Below are 19,236 nucleotides of genomic sequence, written 5' to 3'. Positions count from 1 at the left end.
TGGCCTCATCCACGCCTCAGAACGCGCCCTGTGATCCTACGAGCACTCCACCCGGCCCCACGGAAAGCACCCCAGCGCTGATCCACGCTGCGTTCGAGCCAGCCCTGGTATTTTTCGTTTCTGGCGCAGTGAAGTAAAGCACGGCCGCGGTTCCCAGTCCGACCGCTCCCAATGCAAAAGCAATCGTGCTCCCGAGACCCAGCGACTTGATGCTTTGCGCTGCGTCGAGGCCCGTGTCATCGCACGCCGTTGGATCGCTCGAGCCGATGGCCTTTCCGCAGTGCTGGTCGAGGGCTCCCTTTTTGCTGATCACGAGTCCTCCCAGGAGCCCCCCCACGGCCAGTCCCGCGAGCCCCACGCCTCCGATCGCATAAGCAGCCATCTTTCGCCCGCTGCCCGAGCTTTGCTCGACAGGCGGTGTGCGCGTGTTCTTCGACGGAAAGATCGGAGGCCCGGGTGTGGAGGGCACGACCGGCGGCGGTGGCTTCACCTCCAACACTACGGATTTCTTTTCGCCTTTGGCGGTCGTGATGTGCTGTTCCCACACCGGGCCGCCGGGTGCCTGCGTCGTCAGCACGTGCGCGCCGGGATCCACCGGAAGCGCCATGCCCATCGCGGCAGCCCCGATCACCTGGCCGTCTCGTTTCACCACCGTCCTGGAAGGCGCGCCGGGGGCGAGCGTCATCGTGAGCTCGGGGATGTCCGGCGCAAGCCTGTCACGCTCTTCCTTCGCCAGCGTACGCCGATCTCCCTGTCGAGCTTGTTGATCCGGCGGCAACCTGTCGTAGAGGCGTATGTATTCGTCGAGTCGCGCATCGGCAGTGGCGACGTGGCCCCAACTGGATTCGCAGAAAGCCAGCGTGAACAGTGTGCCGGGTCTAGGATCGAGGCGTTGGCTTTCGGCGAGGGCGGGGCATCCGGTGTCATGCTTGCCCGCTTGCATGTCAGCGAGTCCCTGGTCGAAAAGACGCTTGGCCGCGGCGACGTCCTGTTGTGCAGCGGCGGGCATCGCAATGGCCGTAAGATGCACAACACAAACCATCTCCAGGATTCGGCGACGCGTCATGTTCGTGCTCAACTTCCTCAATCCTGACCAAATGGGGACGATGTTTTTACCGTCGTCGCTTTCGTCGTCGTCGCCGGTTTCGATGTGGTCTTTGCCGTGGCCGTTCCGGGACTGCGAGGTGCAGTCGCCTTGGACACCGGGCTTGGCGCCTGCAGCGGCGCCTGCGTCGCTGAAGGCTCTGCCTGCGCTGCTGATACAGGCTCCAGGGTGATGGGCGGCTCGACGAGCTTGCTGGGTGCGGCGACATCCGTCGTGGGAGCCGCAGGGCTGTTTTGGGCCGGTGCCACCTCGGTCGCTGCATTCGGCAATGCCTTCTGGGCGGTGCTCACGAAAAACCAGAGCGCGCCGCCCGAAAGCCCGAGGAGCACCAATGCGGCGACGACAAGGGCCGGCGCCCGACTCGGCGCCGAGCGAACAGGCGAGACGTCGCCTCCCGTCGACATGGCACTTGGCTGGGGGCCCGTGGACACACCCGTTGCAGGCGTACCCATGAGCGCGGGCGTCGTTCCAGGCGATGTCATTCCGGAAGGTGTCACGCCAGATGGCATCATGGCTCTCGGTGGTCCTGGCAGCGGAACCGTCGTCGCGAAGTCCCCACTGGCCGCGTCATCGAATACCTTCTCGAGAGCCTTCACAGCCTCCGATGCCGTTGCGAACCGCGCAGAGGGCTCGAGCGCCGTGATCCGAAAAAACCACGCATCGAACGCCGGTGGCAACGTCACCCCTGCTGCTGCGGCTCGCTGGACGGCCGATTCTTGGGGCCCTCGTACCGCGACCAGCGCAAAGGCGATGATGTCAGCCGAGTTTCTCGTTTCCTTGTGCCAGTACGTTTGTCCAACGAGCATCCTGTAGGCCATCATGCCCATGGCATAGATGTCCGCAGCTCCCGTCAGCTTCGTATCCGTGTGGAATTGCTCGGGCGCCATGTAAAGCGGCGTTCCCATGCTACGCGTGGCTCCGGCGCCGGTCGCGCTGTCGGCGACCAGTTTGGCCACGCCGAAGTCGAGGATCTTGACGCGCGGCGAGCCGTCCTCGCGCTGTGTCAAAAACAGATTGGCAGGCTTCAGGTCGCGGTGGACGATCGACGCTGCGTGGGTCTTGTCGAGCGCCATGGCTGTCTGGCGCAGGTACGTGCACACCTCGGCAGGCGGAAGCCGGCCCACGCGCTTGAGGCGCTCGCCGAGCTCCTCGCCGCGGAGCAGCTCCATGACCAGGAAGGGCGTCTGGGTCGCTTCATCGACGCCGGCGTCGGAGACATCGACGATATGCTCGCTCTCGACCTCGGCGGCGATGCGCGCCTCGCGCTTGAAGCGTTCGCTCATCTCGTCGCTTTGAAAGAGATGCGCGTGCATGACCTTGAGCGCCTTGCGCCGATTGGTCTCGATGTGCACCGCTTCATACACCGCGCCCATGCCGCCGGCTGCAAGTCGGCGGACGATGCGGTACCGCCCAGCAAATACGGTTCCTTCGGCCAATCCTGCCGACATCGTGTGCACCATCGCCCAGTCGACCGGCGGTGTCAACTAACGTGTTGTCTTGGACACCTTCTGTTGTCTGGCTCCCGTTCCGGCTGCACGTGGGCCCTGTGGGCCCTATTGGAGTCGATGGCTTTGAGCTGGCTGCCTTGACGCGGCAGGCGGTCTGGTCGAGCATCGACGGGAGCGCCTCCCCACGGGGAGACGAGGAGATGGGATTGATGACGCCGATCGTCCAGCGGATGCTGGGACTGTGTGTCGTGTTGCTCCTGGTGACCGCCTGGGGCTGCACGACGGTGCTCGGGCTCGATAACGACTATCATCCTTTCGACGGAGGTGGCGGCAGCAGCGGCGGTGGTTCTTGCACCCCCGTCGATGACGGTGACCCCTGCACGGACGATGTGTGCATCGCGGGGGTACCGAGCCACCCGGCGAAGGCGAACGGCTCCGCCTGCGACGATGGTGACCCTTGCACCCAGACCGACACTTGCCAGGCTGGCATTTGCATCGCTGGGAACCCCCTCTGCAATGGGGGCGCGAGCTGCGTCGCTGGGGCGTGCGTCGCACCCCCGTGCAATGGGTTGCTGGGGCTCCCCGGCCCTCCGACGCCGACCGTAGGCGACGCTCCAGTTTCCGTTGTGGCGGCAGACCTGAACGGCGATGGCAAGCCAGACGTCGCCGTCGCGAACTTCAACAGCCACAACGTGAGCGTGCTGCTGAACCAGGGCAACGATACCTTCGCCGCCGCGGTCCACTACCCTGCGGGCACGGGCCCCGCTTCGGTCGCGGCGGCGGACCTGAACGGCGATGGCAAGCCAGACCTCGCCGTCGCGAACCTCAACAGCCACAACGTGAGCGTGCTGCTGAACCAGGGCAACGGCACCTTCGCCGCCGCGGTCCACTACGCTGCGGGCACGAACCCCTGGTCGGTCGCGACGGCGGACCTGAACGGCGATGGCAAGCCAGACCTCGCCGTCGCGAATCAAGTCAGCGACAACGTGAGCGTGCTGCTGAACCAGGGCAACGGCACGTTCGCCCCCGCGGTCCACTATGCTGCGGGCTCGGGCCCCCGTTCGGTTGCGGCGGCGGACCTGAACGGCGATGGCAAGCCAGACCTCGCCGTCGCGAACTACAACAGCGACAACGTGAGCGTGCTGCTGAACCAGGGCAACGGCACGTTCGCCGCCGCGGTCAACTACGCTGAGGGCTTGAGCCCCTGGTCGGTCGCGGCGGCGGACCTGAACGGCGATGGCAAGCCAGACCTCGCCGTCGCGAACTACAACAGCGACAACGTGAGCGTGCTGCTGAACCAGGGCAACGGCACGTTCGCCACCGCGGTCCACTACGCTGCGGGCTCGAGCCCCCGTTCGGTCGCGGCGGCGGACCTGAACGGCGATGGCAAGCCAGACCTCGCCGTCGCGAACCACTTCGGCAACGTGAGCGTGCTGGTGAACCAGGGCAACGGCACCTTCGCTGCCGCGGTCCACTACGCTGCGGGCTCGAACCCGCAGTCGGTCGCGACGGCGGACCTGAACGGCGATAGCAAGCCTGACCTCGCCGTCGCGAACTACAACAGTGTCAACGTGAGCGTGCTGGTAAATCAGGGCAACGGCACCTTCGTCGCGCAGGTCAACTACGCTGCGGGCTCGACCCCCCGTTCGGTTGCGACTGCGGACCTGAACGGCGATGGCAAGCCAGACCTCGCCGTCGCGAACTACAGCAGCAACGACGTGAGCGTGCTGCTGAACCAGGGCAACGGCACCTTCGCCGCCGCGGTCCACTACGCTGCGGGCTCGACCCCCCGTTCGGTTGCGACTGCGGACCTGAACGGCGATGGCAAGCCAGACCTCGCCGTCGCGAACCTCAACAGCGACAACGTGAGCGTGCTGGTGAACCAGGGCAACGGCACCTTCGCCGCTGCGGTCGACTATGCTGCGGGCTCGGTCCCCTTTTCGGTCGCGACGGCGGACCTGAACGGCGATGGCAAGCCAGACCTCGCTGTCGCGAACCAGAGCAACAACAACGTGAGCGTGCTGGTGAACCAGGGCAACGGCACCTTCGCCGCCGCGGTCCACTACCCTGCGGGCACTGGCCCCGCTTCGGTCGCGGCGGCGGACCTGAACAGCGATGGCAAGCCTGACCTCGCCGTCGCGAACTACTTCGTCAACAACGTGAGCGTTCTGCTGAACCAAGGCGACGGCACCTTCGCCGCCGCGGTCAACTACGCTGCGGGCACGAGCCCCTCTTCGGTCGCGGCGGCGGACCTGAACGGCGATGGCAAGCCTGACCTCGCCGTCGCGAACGAGAGCAGCGGCAACGTGAGCATGCTGCTGAACCAAGGCGACGGCACCTTCGCCGCTGCAGTCCACTATCCTGCGGGCACGAGCCCCTGGTCGGTCGCGATGGCGGACCTGAACGGCGATGGCAAGCCTGACCTCGCCGTCGCGAACGAGAGCAGCGGCAACGTGAGCGTGCTGCTGAACCAAGGCGACGGCATCTTCGCCACCGAGCTCAACTACAGCGCGGGCGCGTATCCTACGTCGGTCGCGGCGGCTGACTTGAACTTCGATGGCAGACCCGATCTCGTGGTCACGGGCGAAAGCACGGTAGGCGTGTTGCTCAATGCCTGCTTGCCATAGCGGCATGTAAAAGCGTTAAAGCGAAAAGTAACCTTCCGCGAACGCTACTCGTACATCCTCATTCACGCTAATCCCTCTAACGGCCACATCCTCGTGCTGGCCGACCCCACCTTCGGGCGCGCCCCCAGCGAGGGAGGTAGCCCCGCGAGGCACAGGCGTCCGCCAGGGCTCGACCGGGAGGCCTTCGATCCGGCTGCCTTGACGCGGCAGGCGGTCTGGTCGAGCATCGACGGGAATGCCTCCCCACGGGGGGCGAGGAGATGGGATTGATGACGCCGATCGTCCAGCGGATGCTGGGACTGTGTGTCGTGTTGCTCCTGGTGACCGCCTGGGGCTGCACGACGGTGCTCGGGCTCGACAACGACTATCATCCCTTCGACGGAGGCAGCGGCGGTGGTTCCTGCACGCCCGTCGATGACGGTGACCCCTGCACGGAGGCTCTCTGCGAGGGTGGCACTCCGGTGAACAAGCCGGCTGCGGCCGGAACCATGTGCACGATGGGCGGCACCCGGTGCGACGGCATGGGCCACTGCGTCGCGTGTCTCGCCCCCGCGGATTGCCCGGGCACGGACGACGCATGCCAGAAGCGCACGTGCACCGACGGACAGTGCGGCGTCAGCTTTACCGCGTTCGGTACCGCTCTGCCTGCACAGACAGTGGGCGATTGCAGGCAGGCCGTGTGCGACGGTCAAGGCGGAATCACGTATCAGCACAACGACAGCGATCTTCCCGACGACAACAACCCCTGCACCAAAGACACATGCAGCGGCGGGGTAGCCTCGAATGCGTTCGAACCGCAGGGCACGACGTGCGGGATGTCGCAGGAGAAGCCGCTCCTCTGTGATGGCGCTGGCAAGTGCGTCGGCTGCATCCAGCCGAGCGATTGCGCTGGCGTCGATGATGAGTGCAAGACGCGCACCTGCGTGGACAACGTGTGTGGTGTCTCGTATACCGCGGCGGGCACGGTCATCGCGGCGCAAGTGGTGGGCGATTGTAATCAGGCGGTATGCGATGGCAACGGCAATGTCTCCAATAGCCCCGAGGACAACGATCCGCCTGCGGACGACGGGGACGACTGCACGGACGATGTGTGCACCTCGGGGGTGCCGAACCACCCGGCGAAGGCGAACGGCTCCGCCTGCGATGATGGTGACGCTTGCACCCCGACCGACACTTGCCAGGCTGGCATTTGCATCGCTGGGAACCCCCTCTGCAATGGGGGCGCGACCTGCGTCGCTGGGGCGTGCGTCGCACCCCCGTGCACGGGGGTGCTTGGGCTCCCCGGCCCTCCAGCGTCGACCGTAGGCGCATCCCCACGTTCCGCTGTGGCGGCGGACCTGAACGGCGATGGCAAGCCTGACCTCGCCGTCGCGAACCAAAACAGCAACGTGAGCGTGCTGCTGAACCAGGGCAACGGCACCTTCGCCGCCGCGGTCCACTACCCTGCGGGCTCGGGCCCCTCTTCGGTCGCGGAGGCGGACCTGAATGGCGATGGCAAGCCTGACCTCGCCGTCGCGAACTTCGGCAGCCACAACGTGAGCGTGCTGCTGAACCAGGGCAACGGCACCTTCGCCGCCGCGGTCCACTACCCTGCGGGCTCGGGCCCCTCTTCGGTCGCGACGGCGGACCTGAACAGCGATGGCAAGCCTGACCTCGCCGTCGCGAACCGAAACAGCAACAACGTGAGCGTGCTGCTGAACCAGGGCAACGGCACCTTCGCCGCCGCGGTCAACTATGCTGCGGGCTCGAACCCCCTGTCGGTCGCGGCGGCGGACCTGAACGGCGATGGCAAGCCTGACCTCGCCGTCGCGAACCAAAACAGCAACAACGTGAGCGTGCTGCTGAACCAGGGCAACGGCACCTTCGCCACCGCGGTCAACTATGCTGCGGGCTCGAACCCCCTGTCGGTCGCGGCGGCGGACCTGAACGGCGATGGCAAGCCTGACCTCGCCGTCGCGAACCAAAACAGCAACAACGTGAGCGTGCTGCTGAACCAGGGCAACGGCACCTTCGCCGCCGCGGTCCACTATGCTGCGGGCTCGAACCCCTTTTCGGTCGCGACGGCGGATCTGAACGGCGATGGCAAGCCTGACCTCGCTGTCGCGAACCAGAGTAATAACAACGTGAGCGTGCTGGTGAACCAGGGCAACGGCACCTTCGCCGCCGCGGTCAACTACGCTGCGGGCACGAGCCCCTGGTCGGTCGCGACGGCGGATCTGAACGGCGATGGCAAGCCCGACCTCGCCGTCGCGAACTCCAGCAGCTACAGCGGCAACGTGAGCGTGCTGCTGAACCAGGGCAACGGCACCTTCGCCGCCGCGGTCAACTACGCTGCGGGCTCGAACCCCTATTCGGTCGCGGTGGCGGACCTAAACGGCGATGGCAAGCCTGACCTCGCCGTCGCGAACGCGGCTAGCAACAACAACGTGAGCGTGCTGCTGGACCAGGGCAACGGCACCTTCGCCGCCGCGGTCCACTACGCTGCGGGCTCGAACCCCCTGTCGGTCGCGACGGCGGACCTGAACGGCGATGGCAAGGCTGACCTCGCCGTCGCGAACGCCAACAGCAACAACGTGAGCGTGCTGCAGAACCAGGGCAACGGCACCTTCGCCGCCGCGGTCAACTACGCTGCGGGCTCGAGCCCCTATTCGGTCGCGACGGCGGACCTGAACGGCGACGGCAAGCCCGACCTCGCCGTCGTGAACGTCGGCAGCGACAACGTGAGCGTGCTGCTGAACCAGGGCAACGGCACCTTCGCCGCCGCGGTCCACTACGCTGCGGGCTCGGGCCCCTATTTGGTCGCGACGGCGGACCTGAACGGCGATGGCAAGCCTGACCTCGCCGTCGTGAACGTCGGCAGCGACAACGTGAGCGTGCTGCTGAACCAGGGCAACGGCACCTTCGCCGCCGCGGTCCACTATGCTGCGGGCTCGAACCCCCAGTCGGTCGCGGCGGCGGATCTGAACGGCGATGGCAAGGCTGACCTCGCCGTCGCGAATGCCAACAGCAACAACGTGCGCGTGCTGCAGAACCAAGGCGACGGGACCTTCGCCGCCGCCTTCAACTACGCTGCGGGCCTCGGTCCCTCTTCGATCACGGCAGCGGACCTCAATAGCGATGGCAAGCTCGACCTCGCCGTTGCAAACTCGGGCGACTCCACCCTGAGCGTGCTGCTGAATCAGGGCAACGGCACCTTCGCCGCCGCGGTCAACTACGTCACGGGCTCGTCTCCTCAGTCGGTCGCAGCGGCAGACTTGAACTTCGATGGCAGACCCGATCTCGTGGTCGCGGGCGGAAGCACGGTAAGCGTGCTGTTCAATGCCTGCTTGCCATAGCGACACGTAAAATCGGAACGCGAAAAGTAACCTTCCGCGATCGATCCTCGTACATCCTCTTCACCGTGATCTCTCATACGGCCACATTCTCGTGCTGGCCGACAACACCTTCGGGCGCGCGCCCATCGAGGGAGGCAGCCCAGCGAGGCGCAGGAGTCCGCCAGGGCTCGAGCGTGAGGCCTTCCGCAGGGGGCTAGGGCGCATGGCCTCCTACATGTAGCAGCTCTCCCGGACGTGCTCCGAGGGCACCCCAACGCACGGGACGTGGACGAAGGTCGCTCACCTCCTGAGCTTCCGCCGGTCCATGGACCTCGCGTTCCTGGACGGCACGAACCCCGGCAACATGGCGCTGGCCCGGAGCATCGCGCGCGCCGTGGGCTTGTCGCTCGACGATGCCCTCGCCGGGAAGGCGCCGCCCCGCAAAGCGCCTGCGCTCTCCCTCGTGACGCCCCCGAAGCGGAAGGGAGGCGCGTCATGCCCGAGCACGACCAGGACTGAGGGCCATGACGAGACCCCGGACAGCCTCCCCGCGGTGCTCTCGACCGAGCAGGCTGCGCGCACGACCTCGCGCGTGTGGTCGGATCGGAGGAGCTGAAAGAGCGGCTCTGGGACATCCTCTCCCGCGCCGTTTGTAACCACGCGGGAATCTTGGTCCCGGGGCTCTCTCAGCCTGCTCCGCTCCCATCTCCCGGGGCGGGAGCTGAGCATTGGTCTCATCTCCGATCGGTACACTTCCGGGTGCGTCGGGACGTACCCCCGAGGACGCCGGCCCCAGCTCGTCGGCCTCGGGCATCGAGGGGGCGCGGCGCTCGACGCCGGCCTCGTGCTCGTCGCCCTGAACGCCGGCCCCAGCTCGTCGGCCTCGTGCTCGACGTCGGCCTCGTGCATCGAGGCGGCGCGGCGAGGGTCGAAATCTCCCCCGAGGTCTCGCAGCCGTGACCGCGCTCGTCGACCGCGTAGATCCGCGGGCTCGACGTGGGGGCGGGTGCGTCGCGACCGACCCCAGGGCCATCGAGGGGCCCGGCGCTCGACGTGCGCCTCGCGCTCGTCGCCCTGCTCGCCGGCCTTGGGCATCGAGGCGGACGGCGCGGCGAGCGTCGAAATCGTCCTCGAGGTCTCGCGGCCGTGACCGCGCTCGACCGCGTAAATCCGCGGGCTCGACGTGGGGGGCGGGTGCATCGAGGCGGCGCGCGGCGAGCGGCGAGCGGCGAAATCTCCCCCGAGGTCTCGCGGCCGTGACCGCGCTCGACCGCGTAAATCCGCGGGCTCGACGTGGGGGCGGGCGGGTCGCGACCGACCCCGAGGCCATCGAGGGGCGCAGCGCTCAACGTGCGCCTCGTGCTCGTCGCCCTGCTCGCCGGCCTCGGACATCGAGGCGGACGGCGTGGCCGTGACCGCGCTCCACCTTGACGGCGACCGTATGTCTATATCAGTGTGTGCGATATGCGTAACTCCCCGCGCAGGACAACACCAAAAGAGGCGACCGGCACAGCGAAGAAGGCCGGCGCGGCAAAGAAGACCGCCACGGCAAAGAAGACCGCCACGGCGAAGAAGACCGCCACGACGAAGAAGACTGCCACGGCGAAGGAAAAGACCGGCGCGGCAAAGAAGACCGCCACGGCAAAGAAGACCGCCACGGCGAAGAAGAAGGGCGGCGCGGCAAAGAAGACCGCCACGGCGAAGAAGACTGCCACGGCGAAGGAAAAGACCGGCGCGGCAAAGAAGACCGCCACGGCAAAGAAGACCGCCACGGCGAAGAAGAAGGGCGGCGCGGCAAAGAAGACCGCCACGGCGAAGAAGAAAGCAGCCGCGTCCAAGAAGACCGGCATAGGGCAGCGGGGCGGCGTGGAAACGAACACTGCCGCGGCGAAATCTGATCGCGGGAGTGAGCCCGATACCAAGCCGACATGCGACAAATGCGGGGGGGCATTGTCTGTCAGGATTGTGCATGAAATGGCAGATCTCGACGACGACGCTACCGAGGGCCAGGAGGCCGACTATGAGGCTGCCTTGTTATCTGGCGACGAGGGAGAATGGGGCCTCGAAACCATCGTGTATTCCTGTTTGCGCTGCAATACATCGATAGAATAATCTCTTTAGCGGCGGCAGGTTTTCGCCCCGGCTCGCCGGCCTCGGGCATAGAGGAGGCGGACGGCGGCGAGCGGCGAAATCTTCCGCGAGGTCTCGCCGCCGTGACCGCGCTCGACCGCGTAAATCCGCGGGCTCGACGTGGGGGGCGGGTGCGTCGCGACCGACCCCGAGGCCATCGAGGGGCGCGGCGCTCGACGTGCGCCTCGTGCTCGTCGGCCTGGACGCCGGCCCCAGCTCGTCGGCCTCGGGCTCGACGTGGGCCTCGTGCTCGTCGGCCTCGGGCATCGAGGCGGCGCGGCGAGCGGCGCAATCTCCCCCGAGGTCTCGCGGCCGTAACCGCGCTCGACCGCGTAGATCCGCGGGCCCGACGTGGGGGGCGGGTGCGTCGAGGGGCGCGACGAGCTCGCCGGCCTCGGGCGGCGCGGCGAGGGTCGAGGGTCGAAATCTCCCCCGAGGTCTCGCGGCCGTGACCGCGCTCGACCGCGTAAATCCGCGGGCTCGACGTGGGGGCGGGTGCATCGAGGCGGCGCGCGGCGAGGGTCGAGGGTCGAAATCTCCCCGAGGTCTCGCGGCCATGACCGCGCTCGACCGCGTAAATCCGCGGGCTCGACGTGGGGGGCGGGTGCGTCGCGACCGACCCCGAGGCCATCGAGGGGCGTGGCGCTCGACGTGCGCCTCGTGCTCGTCGCCTTGGACGCCGGCCCCAGCTCGTCGGCCTTGGGCTCGACGTGCGACTCGTGCTCGTCGGCCTCGGCATCGAGGCGGCGCGGCGAGCGGCGGAATCTCCCCCGAGGTCTCGCGGCCGTGACCGCGCTCGACCGCGTAGATCCGCGGGCCCGACGTGGGGGGCGGGTGCGCGTCGAGGGGCGCGACGAGCTCGCCGGCCTCGGGCATCGAGGCGGCGCGGCGAGCGTCGAAATCTCCCCCGAGGTCTCGCGGCCGTGACCGCGCTCGACCGCGTAAATCCGCGGGCTCGACGTGGGGGGCGGGTGCGTCGCGACCGACCCCGGGGCCATCGAGGGGCGCGGCGCTCGACGTCGGCCTCGGGCTCGTCGGCCTCGGGCATCGAGGCGGCGCGGCGAGCGGCGAGCGGCGAAATCTTCCCCGAGGTCTCGCGACAGTGACCGCGCTTGACCGCGTAAATCCGCGGGCCCGACGTGGGGGGCGGGTTCATCGAGGGGCGGCGCTCGACGCCGGCCTCGGGCTTGTCGCCCTGCTCGCCGGCCCCAACTCGTCGGCCTCGGGCATATCGAGGCGGCGCGGCGAGCTCGCCGCGCGAGCGTCGAGCGGCGGGGTGAGCGCCGAAGCCTTTCCGAGGTCTGGCGGTCGTAACCGCGGTTGACGGCGCGGCGCTCTACTTGGGCCTCGTGTTCGTCGTTCCCACGGCTACAATGCCAGCGATGGCGGACGTGGCCCCCAATACCGTAAGCGACTGGCTCTTACTCCCTGAACTCGTGATCCAGGAGATCCGGGATACGAGCGAAACAACAGAGCCCGTCAGAGTGCTAACCGTCGGACTGCTCCGAGCAACGCTGGCGGCGTGTCGCACCGCGGGCCTGACGGAAGCGCTAAATGAGGACCTGCCAGACAGCACCCATATCGGGCTTCCAACGGTGACAATCCAGGCCGGGGTGGAACAGACTCTATTCCGCCTACCACTCGATCTTGGAGACTGGGTTTTTACCTGCCGTTCATTTGCAAAGCAGGGCATAAACTACTTCCCGGGCGACGTTCGATTCTGTAAAATCAGGGATCGGTACGCAGCGGATATCGATTAGGGTCGAGCCCGCCAGCGCTCGCCAGCGCGCGCCAGCGCTCGTGTTCACCGGCCTCGTGCTCGCCGGCCCCAACTCGTCGGCCTCGGGCATCGAGGCGGCGAGCGTCGGGCGGCGAAATCTTCCCCGAGGTCTCTCGCGGCCATGACCGCGCTCGACGTCGAATTTTGGCCACCCCCGCATGCGGGGGGGTCGAGCGGCCATAATTCGGCCAAAAAGCTTGTCGCGACACACGCCCGCACGCGCGCTCTCGCTCGTGTGCATCGAGCGCGGGCGGGTGCGTCGGGACGTACCCCCGAGGACGCCGGCCCCAGCTCGCCGGCCTCGTGCATCGAGGCGGCGCGGCGCTCGACGCCGGCCTCGTGCTCGTCGCCCTGGACGCCGGCCCCAGGTCGTCGGCCTCGGGCTCAACGTGGGCCTCGTGCTCGTCGCCCTGGACGTCGGCCTCGTGCTCGACGTCGGCCTCGTGCTCGTCGGCCTCGTGCTCGTCGGCCTCGTGCATCGAGGCGGCGCGGCGAGCGGCGAGCGTCGAAATCTCCCCCGAGGTCTCGCGGCCGTGACCGCGCTCGACCGCGTGAACGCGCCTGCCCTGCATGGGGGCGGGTGCGTCGCGACCGACCCCGGCGAGCAGGGCGCGCCCGGTCTCGTGCTCGTCAGCCTCGTGCATCGAGACGGCGCAGCGCTCGACGCCGGCCCCAGCTCGCCGGCCTCGGGCATTGTGGCAGCGCGGCGCTCGACGCCGGCACCGCATGCTGGTGTTTCGTATACCCCATCGATGTGTCCAGGATGTAGCGCCTTGGTGGGGTTGACATATTAAGTGGGCGACATATTATCCCGCCCTAAAGCGGCTCGCCATCACTACGAGCGGGAGCACAGAAAGCATGTTCATATCGATCCACGTCACAAAACAACAAGGGAAGGGAGCCGAGGGTTTTCTCAAGGCTCTACCGGAGCTGCTCAAGAACAGTGCAACGTGGAAGTTCGAGTCCAGTTCGCCTCTTCAAGCAACCATCCAGCATAAGGGACTGGATTCGCTGCCGGCCCCTCCCAAGTATTCCTTCAAGGAGGAATCGGCCGGATCTGTCTCAGCGACTCTTCTGGACGCCAAAGAGTGGACCGAGGAACAGCGTGCGCACGCTCTCGGCATGTTGGTCTACCTGTGCACCACGTCTCTCAGTTCGCACGTCTCCCGCGTATTCATCGAAGTTTGGTGAGCAGAGCATCAGGACAGTTCATACACTTGGTGTGATTGACCGAGCGGTCATGCGCGGTCGACAATCCGGGCACGGACCCGATATGGGGGCAGGTGCGCCGCGACCGATCCCGGCGAGAAGGGCGCCGATCTCGTGCTCGTAGCCCTCGGGCATCGCATCGAGGCGGCGCGGCGCTCGACGCCGGCCTCGTGCTCGTCGGCCTCGTGCATCGAGGCGGCGCGGCATTCGACGTGGGCCTCGTGCATCGAGGGGCGCAGCGCTCGACGTGGGCCTCGTGCGCGTCGGCCTCGTGCATCCAGGCGGCGCGGCGCTCGACGCTCCCGCCAGACGTCGCATTCTGTCCACCCATAGTTTGACGGCGGGAAACTCTTCCCAGGGATTTCGAGCCCTTGACCGCGCTCGACGTCGAATTTTGGCCACCCCCGCATGCGGGGGGGGTCGAGCGGCCATAATTCGGCCAAAAAGCTTGTCGCGACACACGCACGCACGCGCGCTCTCGCTCGTGTGCATCGACCGCGGGCGGGTGCGTCGGGACGTACCCCCGAGGACGCCGGCCCCAGCTCGTCGGCCTCGGGCTCGACGTGGGCCTCGTGCTCGCCGGCCCCAGCTCGTCGGCCTCGGGCTCGACGTGTGCCTCGTGCTCGTCGGCCTCGTGCATCGAGGCGAGCGGCGAGCGGCGAGCGGCGAGCGGCGAAATCTCCCCCGAGGTCTCGCGGCCATGACCGCGCTCGACCGCGTAAATCCGCGGGCTCGACGTGGGGGGCGGGTGCATCGAGGCGGCGCGCGGCGAGCGGCGAGCGTCGAAATCTTCCCCGAGGCCTCGCGGCCGTGACCGCGCTCGACCGCGTAAATCCGCGGGCTCGACGTGGGGGGCGGGTGCATCGAGGCGGCGCGCGGCGAGCGGCGAGCGTCGAAATCTTCCCCGAGGCCTCGCGGCCGTGACCGCGCTCGACCGCGTAGATCCGCGGGCTCGACGTGGGGGGCGGGTGCGTCGCGACCGACCCCGGGGCCATCGAGGGGCACGGCGAGCGTCGAAATCTCCCCCGAGGTCTCGCGGCCATGACCGCGCTCGACCGCGTAGATCCGCGGGCTCGACGTGGGGGGCGGGTGCGTCGCGACCGACCCCGGGGCCATCGAGGGGCGCGGCGCCGACGTGCCCCTCGTGCTCGTCGCCCTGCTCGCCGGCCTCGGGCATCGAGGCGGACGGCGCGGCGAGCGTCGAAATCTTCCCCGAGGTCTCGCGGCCATGACCGCGCTCGACCGCGTAGATCCGCGGGCCCGACGTGGGGGGCGGGTGCGTCGCGACCGACCCCGAGGCCATCGAGGGGCGCGGCGCTCGACGCCGGCCTCGTGCTCGTTGGCCTCGTGCATCGAGGCGGCGCGCGGCGAGCGGCGAGCGTCGAAATCTTCCCCGAGGTCTCGCGGCCGTGACCGCGCTCGACCGCGTAGATCCGCGGGCTCGACGTGGGGGGCGGGTGCGTCGCGACCGACCCCGGGGCCATCGAGGGGCGCGGCGCTCGACGTGCGCCTCGTGCTCGCCGGCCCCAGCTCGTCGGCCTCGGGCTCGACGTGGGCCTCGTGCTCGTCGGCCTCGTGCATCGAGGCGGACGGCGCGCGGCGAGCGTCGAAATCTTCCCCGAGGTCTCGCGGCCGTGACCGCGCTCGACATCGAATTTCCGCCACCCCCGCATGCGGGGGGGTCGAAGTGGCGGAAACTAAGGATGCGCCGCGCGTGTGTTTGACGTACCGGACGCACGTCGAGCGCGGCGAGCACGCTTCGATCGAGGGTACACAGGGCGCGCGTTTACCCGTGAAATAGGCTTCCCCGTGAAGGGAGACGTTTCCGCCGGCCGTCTGTCGGGGCCACGATTCCACCGTCCGGCGCTCGACGCCTGTGCACGCTACGCCCTTGAAATGCCGCTCCAATCGCACCCCGTACCTCGTGCTCGTCGCGTGTACCGTGTCGACCTCGCACCGCGCGAGGCGGACGCGTCCATCGCTGCATGATGCCGGATGCTGCGGTCATTCGGCCGTTTCGCGATAGGCTCCGACTCGCACGCTCGCCGCGCTCGACGGTCACCAGCTCGCGGCGCTCGCCGCGCCCGACACGCTCGACGGTGGGACGTGGGGGAGACCTCGGGACGCGGCGGGGCGGCATTTCCGCCGGCCCCCCTCCGGTCGAAATCTTCGCGTGCTTTCGATGGCTTGGACCGCGCTCGACCGCGTGTTTCTGCGGTCCCTCGCCTTGCGCTCGACGGTCGCGATCATGAAGGGCCGCTCGCGCTCGACGGCGCGGGGCGGCGAGCGGAAAAATCTCCCCCCAGGCAGACGCGGCGGGACCGCGCTCGACATCGAATTTCCGCCACCCCCGCATGCGGGGGGGTCGAAGTGGCGGAAACTAAGGATGCGCCGCGCGTGTGTTTGACGTACCGGACGCACGTCGAGCGCGGCGAGCACGCTTCGATCGAGGGTACACAGGGCGCGCGTTTACCCGTGAAATAGGCTTCCCCGTGAAGGGAGACGTTTCCGCCGGCCGTCTGTCGGGGCCACGATTCCACCGTCCGGCGCTCGACGCCTGTGCACGCTACGCCCTTGAAATGCCGCTCCAATCTCACCCCGTACCTCGTGCTCGTCGCGTGTACCGTGTCGACCTCGCACCGCGCGAGGCGGACGCGTCCATCGCTGCATGATGCCGGATGCTGCGGTCATTCGGCCGTTTCGCGATAGGCTCCGACTCGCACGCTCGCCGCGCTCGACGGTCACCAGCTCGCGGCGCTCGCCGCGCCCGACACGCTCGACGGTGGGACGTGGGGGAGACCTCGGGACGCGGCGGGGCGGCATTTCCGCCGGCCCCCCTCCGGTCGAAATCTTCGCGTGCTTTCGATGGCTTGGACCGCGCTCGACCGCGTGTTTCTGCGGTCCCTCGCCTTGCGCTCGACGGTCGCGATCATGAAGGGCCGCTCGCGCTCGACGGCGCGGGGCGGCGAGCGGAAAAATCTCCCCCCAGGCAGACGCGGCGGGACCGCGCTCGACCGCGTGTTTCTGCGGCCCCTCGCGCCTCGCGCTCGACGGTCACGACGTGGAAGGCCTGCTCGCGCTCGACGGCGCGGAGGGCGACGAGCGGCGAAATCTTCCCCGAGGCTGACGCGGCGGGACCGCGCTCGACCGAATTTTTTTTCCTCATCCTTTTCGCGCCCTCGAGCTCGCCAGCCATCGGCAGAGACCGCGGGCCGCCGCAATGCAGCCACAAACGGACCATTGGCGTCCCATTTCGGCCCATGGGTGGAGCAGTCCGCGCAAAGAGGCCTATGCTGATCGTCACCTGCACCCCCGTCCCTGGTTTCAAGGTGTACCGCTGCGGTTTCCGCGAAGAAACCCGCGACGGTCGCACCGTTCGTGTCGGCCTTTCCTGGCCTGCTGGCGAAACGCGCCTTCCGGATGATGCCCTTACCCCCGAGCAAATCGACGCCCTGAAACGTGATCCGGGTAAGCGGATCTCGTTGACGCATGTCCCCGACGCGCGGCCCGTCGACGGTCCGCCGGTGCCCACGGTCGAGCCGACGCCGCCCGACGCGTCCAGCCCCCCGCCAAGCGCCACGCCGGCCCCTCCGCGCTCCACGGTCGAGCCGATGCCGCCCGACGCGTCCAGCCCCCCGCCAAGCGCCGCGCCGGCCCCTCCGCGCTCCACGGTCGAGCCGATGCCGCCCGACGCGTCCAGCCCCCCGCCAAGCGCCGCGCCGGCCCCTCCGCGCCCCTCGGTCGAGCCGACGCCGCCCGACGCGTCCAGCCCCCCGCCAGGCGCCGCGCTGGCCCCTCCACGCCCCACGGTCGAGCCGACGCCGCTCGACGCGTCCAGCTCCCCGCTAAGCGCCCTGCCAAGCGCCGCGCCGGGCCATTCGCGCCCCACGGTCGAGCCCCCCGCGCGCCGTGATCGGCGAACCACGACCCCGCAAGCCAGGGCCCGTGGCCCGCCCGCCTCGTGAAATCCTGCGCCCCGACCGATTCGACGGCATGCCATCGGCGCGCCGTAACGGGAGAGGTACGTCCTCACGTTCGCGATTGGCTTGATTTCTCAGGTAGGACACTGCCCTACAAATCGACGCGGCCCGCGCTAACAACCACCCCCCGACCGAGCATGTAGCGTGTGGAGACCGCAAACCTCGCCGCTCACCGCGCGCGCATGAAAGCTCGCCGGGAGGGGACGTCTGCCGTCTCTCTCATCCCGGCCGAACGGTGGTCCTCCTGTCGAAAAGCCGCCACCGTTCGGTTCGGGTGGGCTTTGTCACCGGTCCGAGGTGGTTGCGCCGCATAGGGTCACCTCTCTTTGCAGCGAGTGCGACGCAATCACCTCGGGCCGATGACATCACACGACCGATGGAGGGAGCATGGATGCTGCGCCCGATGACGATCAAGAGGGCGTCCCGACGCCGCGTATGGGGCAACAGACGACCCCGGACGACGAAGGGGATCCGGTGAGCGTTCCCGCTGTGCTGACGGACGAGCAGCGCGATCGGACGCTCGCGTACCTGGACGCCTATCTCCGTCAGCACACGCAGGAAGAGGCGGCCGATGCGCTCGGCTTCCCGACGAATTACATCGGGGGCGTCTGCGACCGGAGGATCAAGCCGTCCGTCGACTTCGCCGCTCGCGTGGCCCAATGCAGCGGCGTCGGTCTTGCGGCGATCCTCGTGGGCGGCGCGACGCTCCCGTTGCCCGAGCCTCGAACCGGATAGGCAGATTCGCTACCATGACATGCCGCTACGTGCATTGCAGCGACGGCCGCATGTACCTGCCCGATGTCCCTCGGAAGAGATGGCGGCGATTCTTCAACGGCGTCGAGTTGCGTCGAAAAGAGCTGGCGCGGTTGCCTTCGCCTGTGATCCTGCGGCTATTGGTGTGGGGTCAACTGGCCTTCGGCCACGACGAGCTCATCTACATTTGGGAAACGGAGATCCGCGACACCAAAGGGCGTAAATACTTCCTGGGATACGAGGCGACCCCCGAGGAAGCCTCTGTGCATCGACGGGACGCGGCCGAGGCAGGCTTCTCTTACGAGCTATTCACCTCGAAACGCTGATATCACTGCGGATGGAGGGACCCGAAGATGCCTCGCCCCGCAAGGGTCGAACCTTCCTCACGGCTCAATCTGGAGCTACCCGAGCGGGTGCGGACCCGAATGGACGCCCTCCGTGTGATGAGCGAGGCGGAAAGCATGACCGAAGTCGTGAGGCGAGCGGTTGCTGTCTATCACGTCCTGGTCACCGCCGCTCTGGGGCGTGGAGACCGGTTCATCCTCCGGGGCACGGACGGTACGGAGCGCGAAATCCTCCTCCCATAGCGATACGAAAGCGGACCGCATGCGTCGGTATCTCTCGCGTTGGAAATACTCGGAATCCCGGAGGTCAAGCTACGCGCCTTCCTCTTTCACTACCCGCGGACGCGAACCCGTTGGGCGCTGGTCGTTCGTGTTGCCCGCGCTCTCGACGTCCACCCGCAAGCCCTGCTCCGTCGAAGCGCCGACCCTCGCCGGTGTCCGCTGTGTGGCACGATCATACAGCGCGGGTGATATGCCGCACGGTCCGTGCCCGAAAAACACGTTCGCACAAAATCACACATGACCATATGAACAGGTCTTTGTAGG

At 67.9% G+C, this 19,236-nt stretch carries 14 protein-coding genes; 12 read left to right on the top strand and 2 right to left on the bottom strand.

What is annotated here, in order from left to right:
* Positions 1-16: 16 nt before the first annotated feature.
* Positions 17-1,066 (bottom strand): hypothetical protein, encoded by a 1,050-nt coding sequence (locus tag POL67_RS17370; RefSeq protein WP_271918487.1) that lies wholly within the window; start codon positions 1,064-1,066, stop codon positions 17-19.
* A 17-nt stretch (positions 1,067-1,083) separates the two neighbouring features.
* Positions 1,084-2,565, bottom strand: a complete 1,482-nt coding sequence (locus POL67_RS17365; protein ID WP_271918486.1) for a serine/threonine-protein kinase — start codon at positions 2,563-2,565, stop codon at positions 1,084-1,086.
* A gap of 188 nt (positions 2,566-2,753) precedes the next feature.
* On the opposite strand from POL67_RS17365, the gene POL67_RS17360 reads away from it, so the two are divergent.
* From POL67_RS17360 to POL67_RS17310, 12 genes are all read left to right on the top strand, one after another.
* Positions 2,754-5,180, top strand: a complete 2,427-nt coding sequence (locus POL67_RS17360; protein WP_308789591.1) for an FG-GAP repeat domain-containing protein — start codon at positions 2,754-2,756, stop codon at positions 5,178-5,180.
* Between the two features lie 1,325 nt (positions 5,181-6,505).
* The gene (locus POL67_RS17355; RefSeq protein ID WP_271918485.1) at positions 6,506-8,515 is read left to right on the top strand and encodes an FG-GAP repeat domain-containing protein; all 2,010 of its coding nucleotides are present in this window, start codon (positions 6,506-6,508) and stop codon (positions 8,513-8,515) included.
* Positions 8,516-8,819: 304 nt separating this feature from the next.
* Positions 8,820-9,110 (top strand): hypothetical protein, encoded by a 291-nt coding sequence (locus POL67_RS17350; RefSeq protein WP_271918484.1) that lies wholly within the window; start codon positions 8,820-8,822, stop codon positions 9,108-9,110.
* 848 nt (positions 9,111-9,958) lie between these two features.
* Positions 9,959-10,606, top strand: coding sequence for a hypothetical protein (locus tag POL67_RS17345; RefSeq protein ID WP_271918483.1), 648 nt, complete (start codon positions 9,959-9,961; stop codon positions 10,604-10,606).
* Positions 10,607-11,410: 804 nt separating this feature from the next.
* On the top strand, positions 11,411-11,551 hold the full coding sequence (locus POL67_RS17340; protein WP_271918482.1) for a hypothetical protein: 141 nt from the start codon (positions 11,411-11,413) through the stop codon (positions 11,549-11,551).
* 455 nt (positions 11,552-12,006) lie between these two features.
* On the top strand, positions 12,007-12,384 hold the full coding sequence (locus POL67_RS17335) for a hypothetical protein (RefSeq protein ID WP_271918481.1): 378 nt from the start codon (positions 12,007-12,009) through the stop codon (positions 12,382-12,384).
* A 418-nt stretch (positions 12,385-12,802) separates the two neighbouring features.
* Positions 12,803-13,198 (top strand): hypothetical protein, encoded by a 396-nt coding sequence (locus POL67_RS17330; protein WP_271918480.1) that lies wholly within the window; start codon positions 12,803-12,805, stop codon positions 13,196-13,198.
* Positions 13,199-13,262: 64 nt separating this feature from the next.
* Positions 13,263-13,595, top strand: coding sequence for a hypothetical protein (locus POL67_RS17325; protein WP_271918479.1), 333 nt, complete (start codon positions 13,263-13,265; stop codon positions 13,593-13,595).
* Positions 13,596-15,059: 1,464 nt separating this feature from the next.
* Positions 15,060-15,251, top strand: a complete 192-nt coding sequence (locus tag POL67_RS17320) for a hypothetical protein (protein ID WP_271918478.1) — start codon at positions 15,060-15,062, stop codon at positions 15,249-15,251.
* A gap of 1,040 nt (positions 15,252-16,291) precedes the next feature.
* Positions 16,292-17,578 (top strand): HI1506-related protein, encoded by a 1,287-nt coding sequence (locus POL67_RS54530; protein ID WP_506333368.1) that lies wholly within the window; start codon positions 16,292-16,294, stop codon positions 17,576-17,578.
* A gap of 402 nt (positions 17,579-17,980) precedes the next feature.
* Positions 17,981-18,328, top strand: a complete 348-nt coding sequence (locus POL67_RS17315) for a helix-turn-helix domain-containing protein (protein ID WP_271918477.1) — start codon at positions 17,981-17,983, stop codon at positions 18,326-18,328.
* Between the two features lie 14 nt (positions 18,329-18,342).
* The gene (locus POL67_RS17310) at positions 18,343-18,672 is read left to right on the top strand and encodes a hypothetical protein (protein WP_271918476.1); all 330 of its coding nucleotides are present in this window, start codon (positions 18,343-18,345) and stop codon (positions 18,670-18,672) included.
* Positions 18,673-19,236 lie beyond the last annotated feature (564 nt).

It is taken from the genome of Polyangium mundeleinium, from assembly GCF_028369105.1.
Classification (GTDB): Bacteria; Myxococcota_A; Polyangia; order Polyangiales; family Polyangiaceae; genus Polyangium; species Polyangium mundeleinium.
This window is presented reverse-complemented; position numbering and strand designations above follow the sequence as displayed.

Excerpts from the sequence above, each read along its gene's own strand:
- POL67_RS17335 (WP_271918481.1), top strand. The coding sequence starts at position 12,007 with ATGGCGGACGTGGCCCCCAATACCGTAAGCGACTGGCTCTTACTCCCT.
- POL67_RS17365 (WP_271918486.1), bottom strand. The coding sequence starts at position 2,565 with ATGGTGCACACGATGTCGGCAGGATTGGCCGAAGGAACCGTATTTGCT.
- POL67_RS17325 (WP_271918479.1), top strand. The coding sequence starts at position 13,263 with ATGTTCATATCGATCCACGTCACAAAACAACAAGGGAAGGGAGCCGAG.
- POL67_RS17315 (WP_271918477.1), top strand. The coding sequence starts at position 17,981 with ATGGATGCTGCGCCCGATGACGATCAAGAGGGCGTCCCGACGCCGCGT.
- POL67_RS17350 (WP_271918484.1), top strand. The coding sequence starts at position 8,820 with ATGGACCTCGCGTTCCTGGACGGCACGAACCCCGGCAACATGGCGCTG.
- POL67_RS17310 (WP_271918476.1), top strand. The coding sequence starts at position 18,343 with ATGACATGCCGCTACGTGCATTGCAGCGACGGCCGCATGTACCTGCCC.
- POL67_RS54530 (WP_506333368.1), top strand. The coding sequence starts at position 16,292 with ATGCTGCGGTCATTCGGCCGTTTCGCGATAGGCTCCGACTCGCACGCT.
- POL67_RS17360 (WP_308789591.1), top strand. The coding sequence starts at position 2,754 with ATGGGATTGATGACGCCGATCGTCCAGCGGATGCTGGGACTGTGTGTC.
- POL67_RS17345 (WP_271918483.1), top strand. The coding sequence starts at position 9,959 with ATGCGTAACTCCCCGCGCAGGACAACACCAAAAGAGGCGACCGGCACA.
- POL67_RS17370 (WP_271918487.1), bottom strand. The coding sequence starts at position 1,066 with ATGACGCGTCGCCGAATCCTGGAGATGGTTTGTGTTGTGCATCTTACG.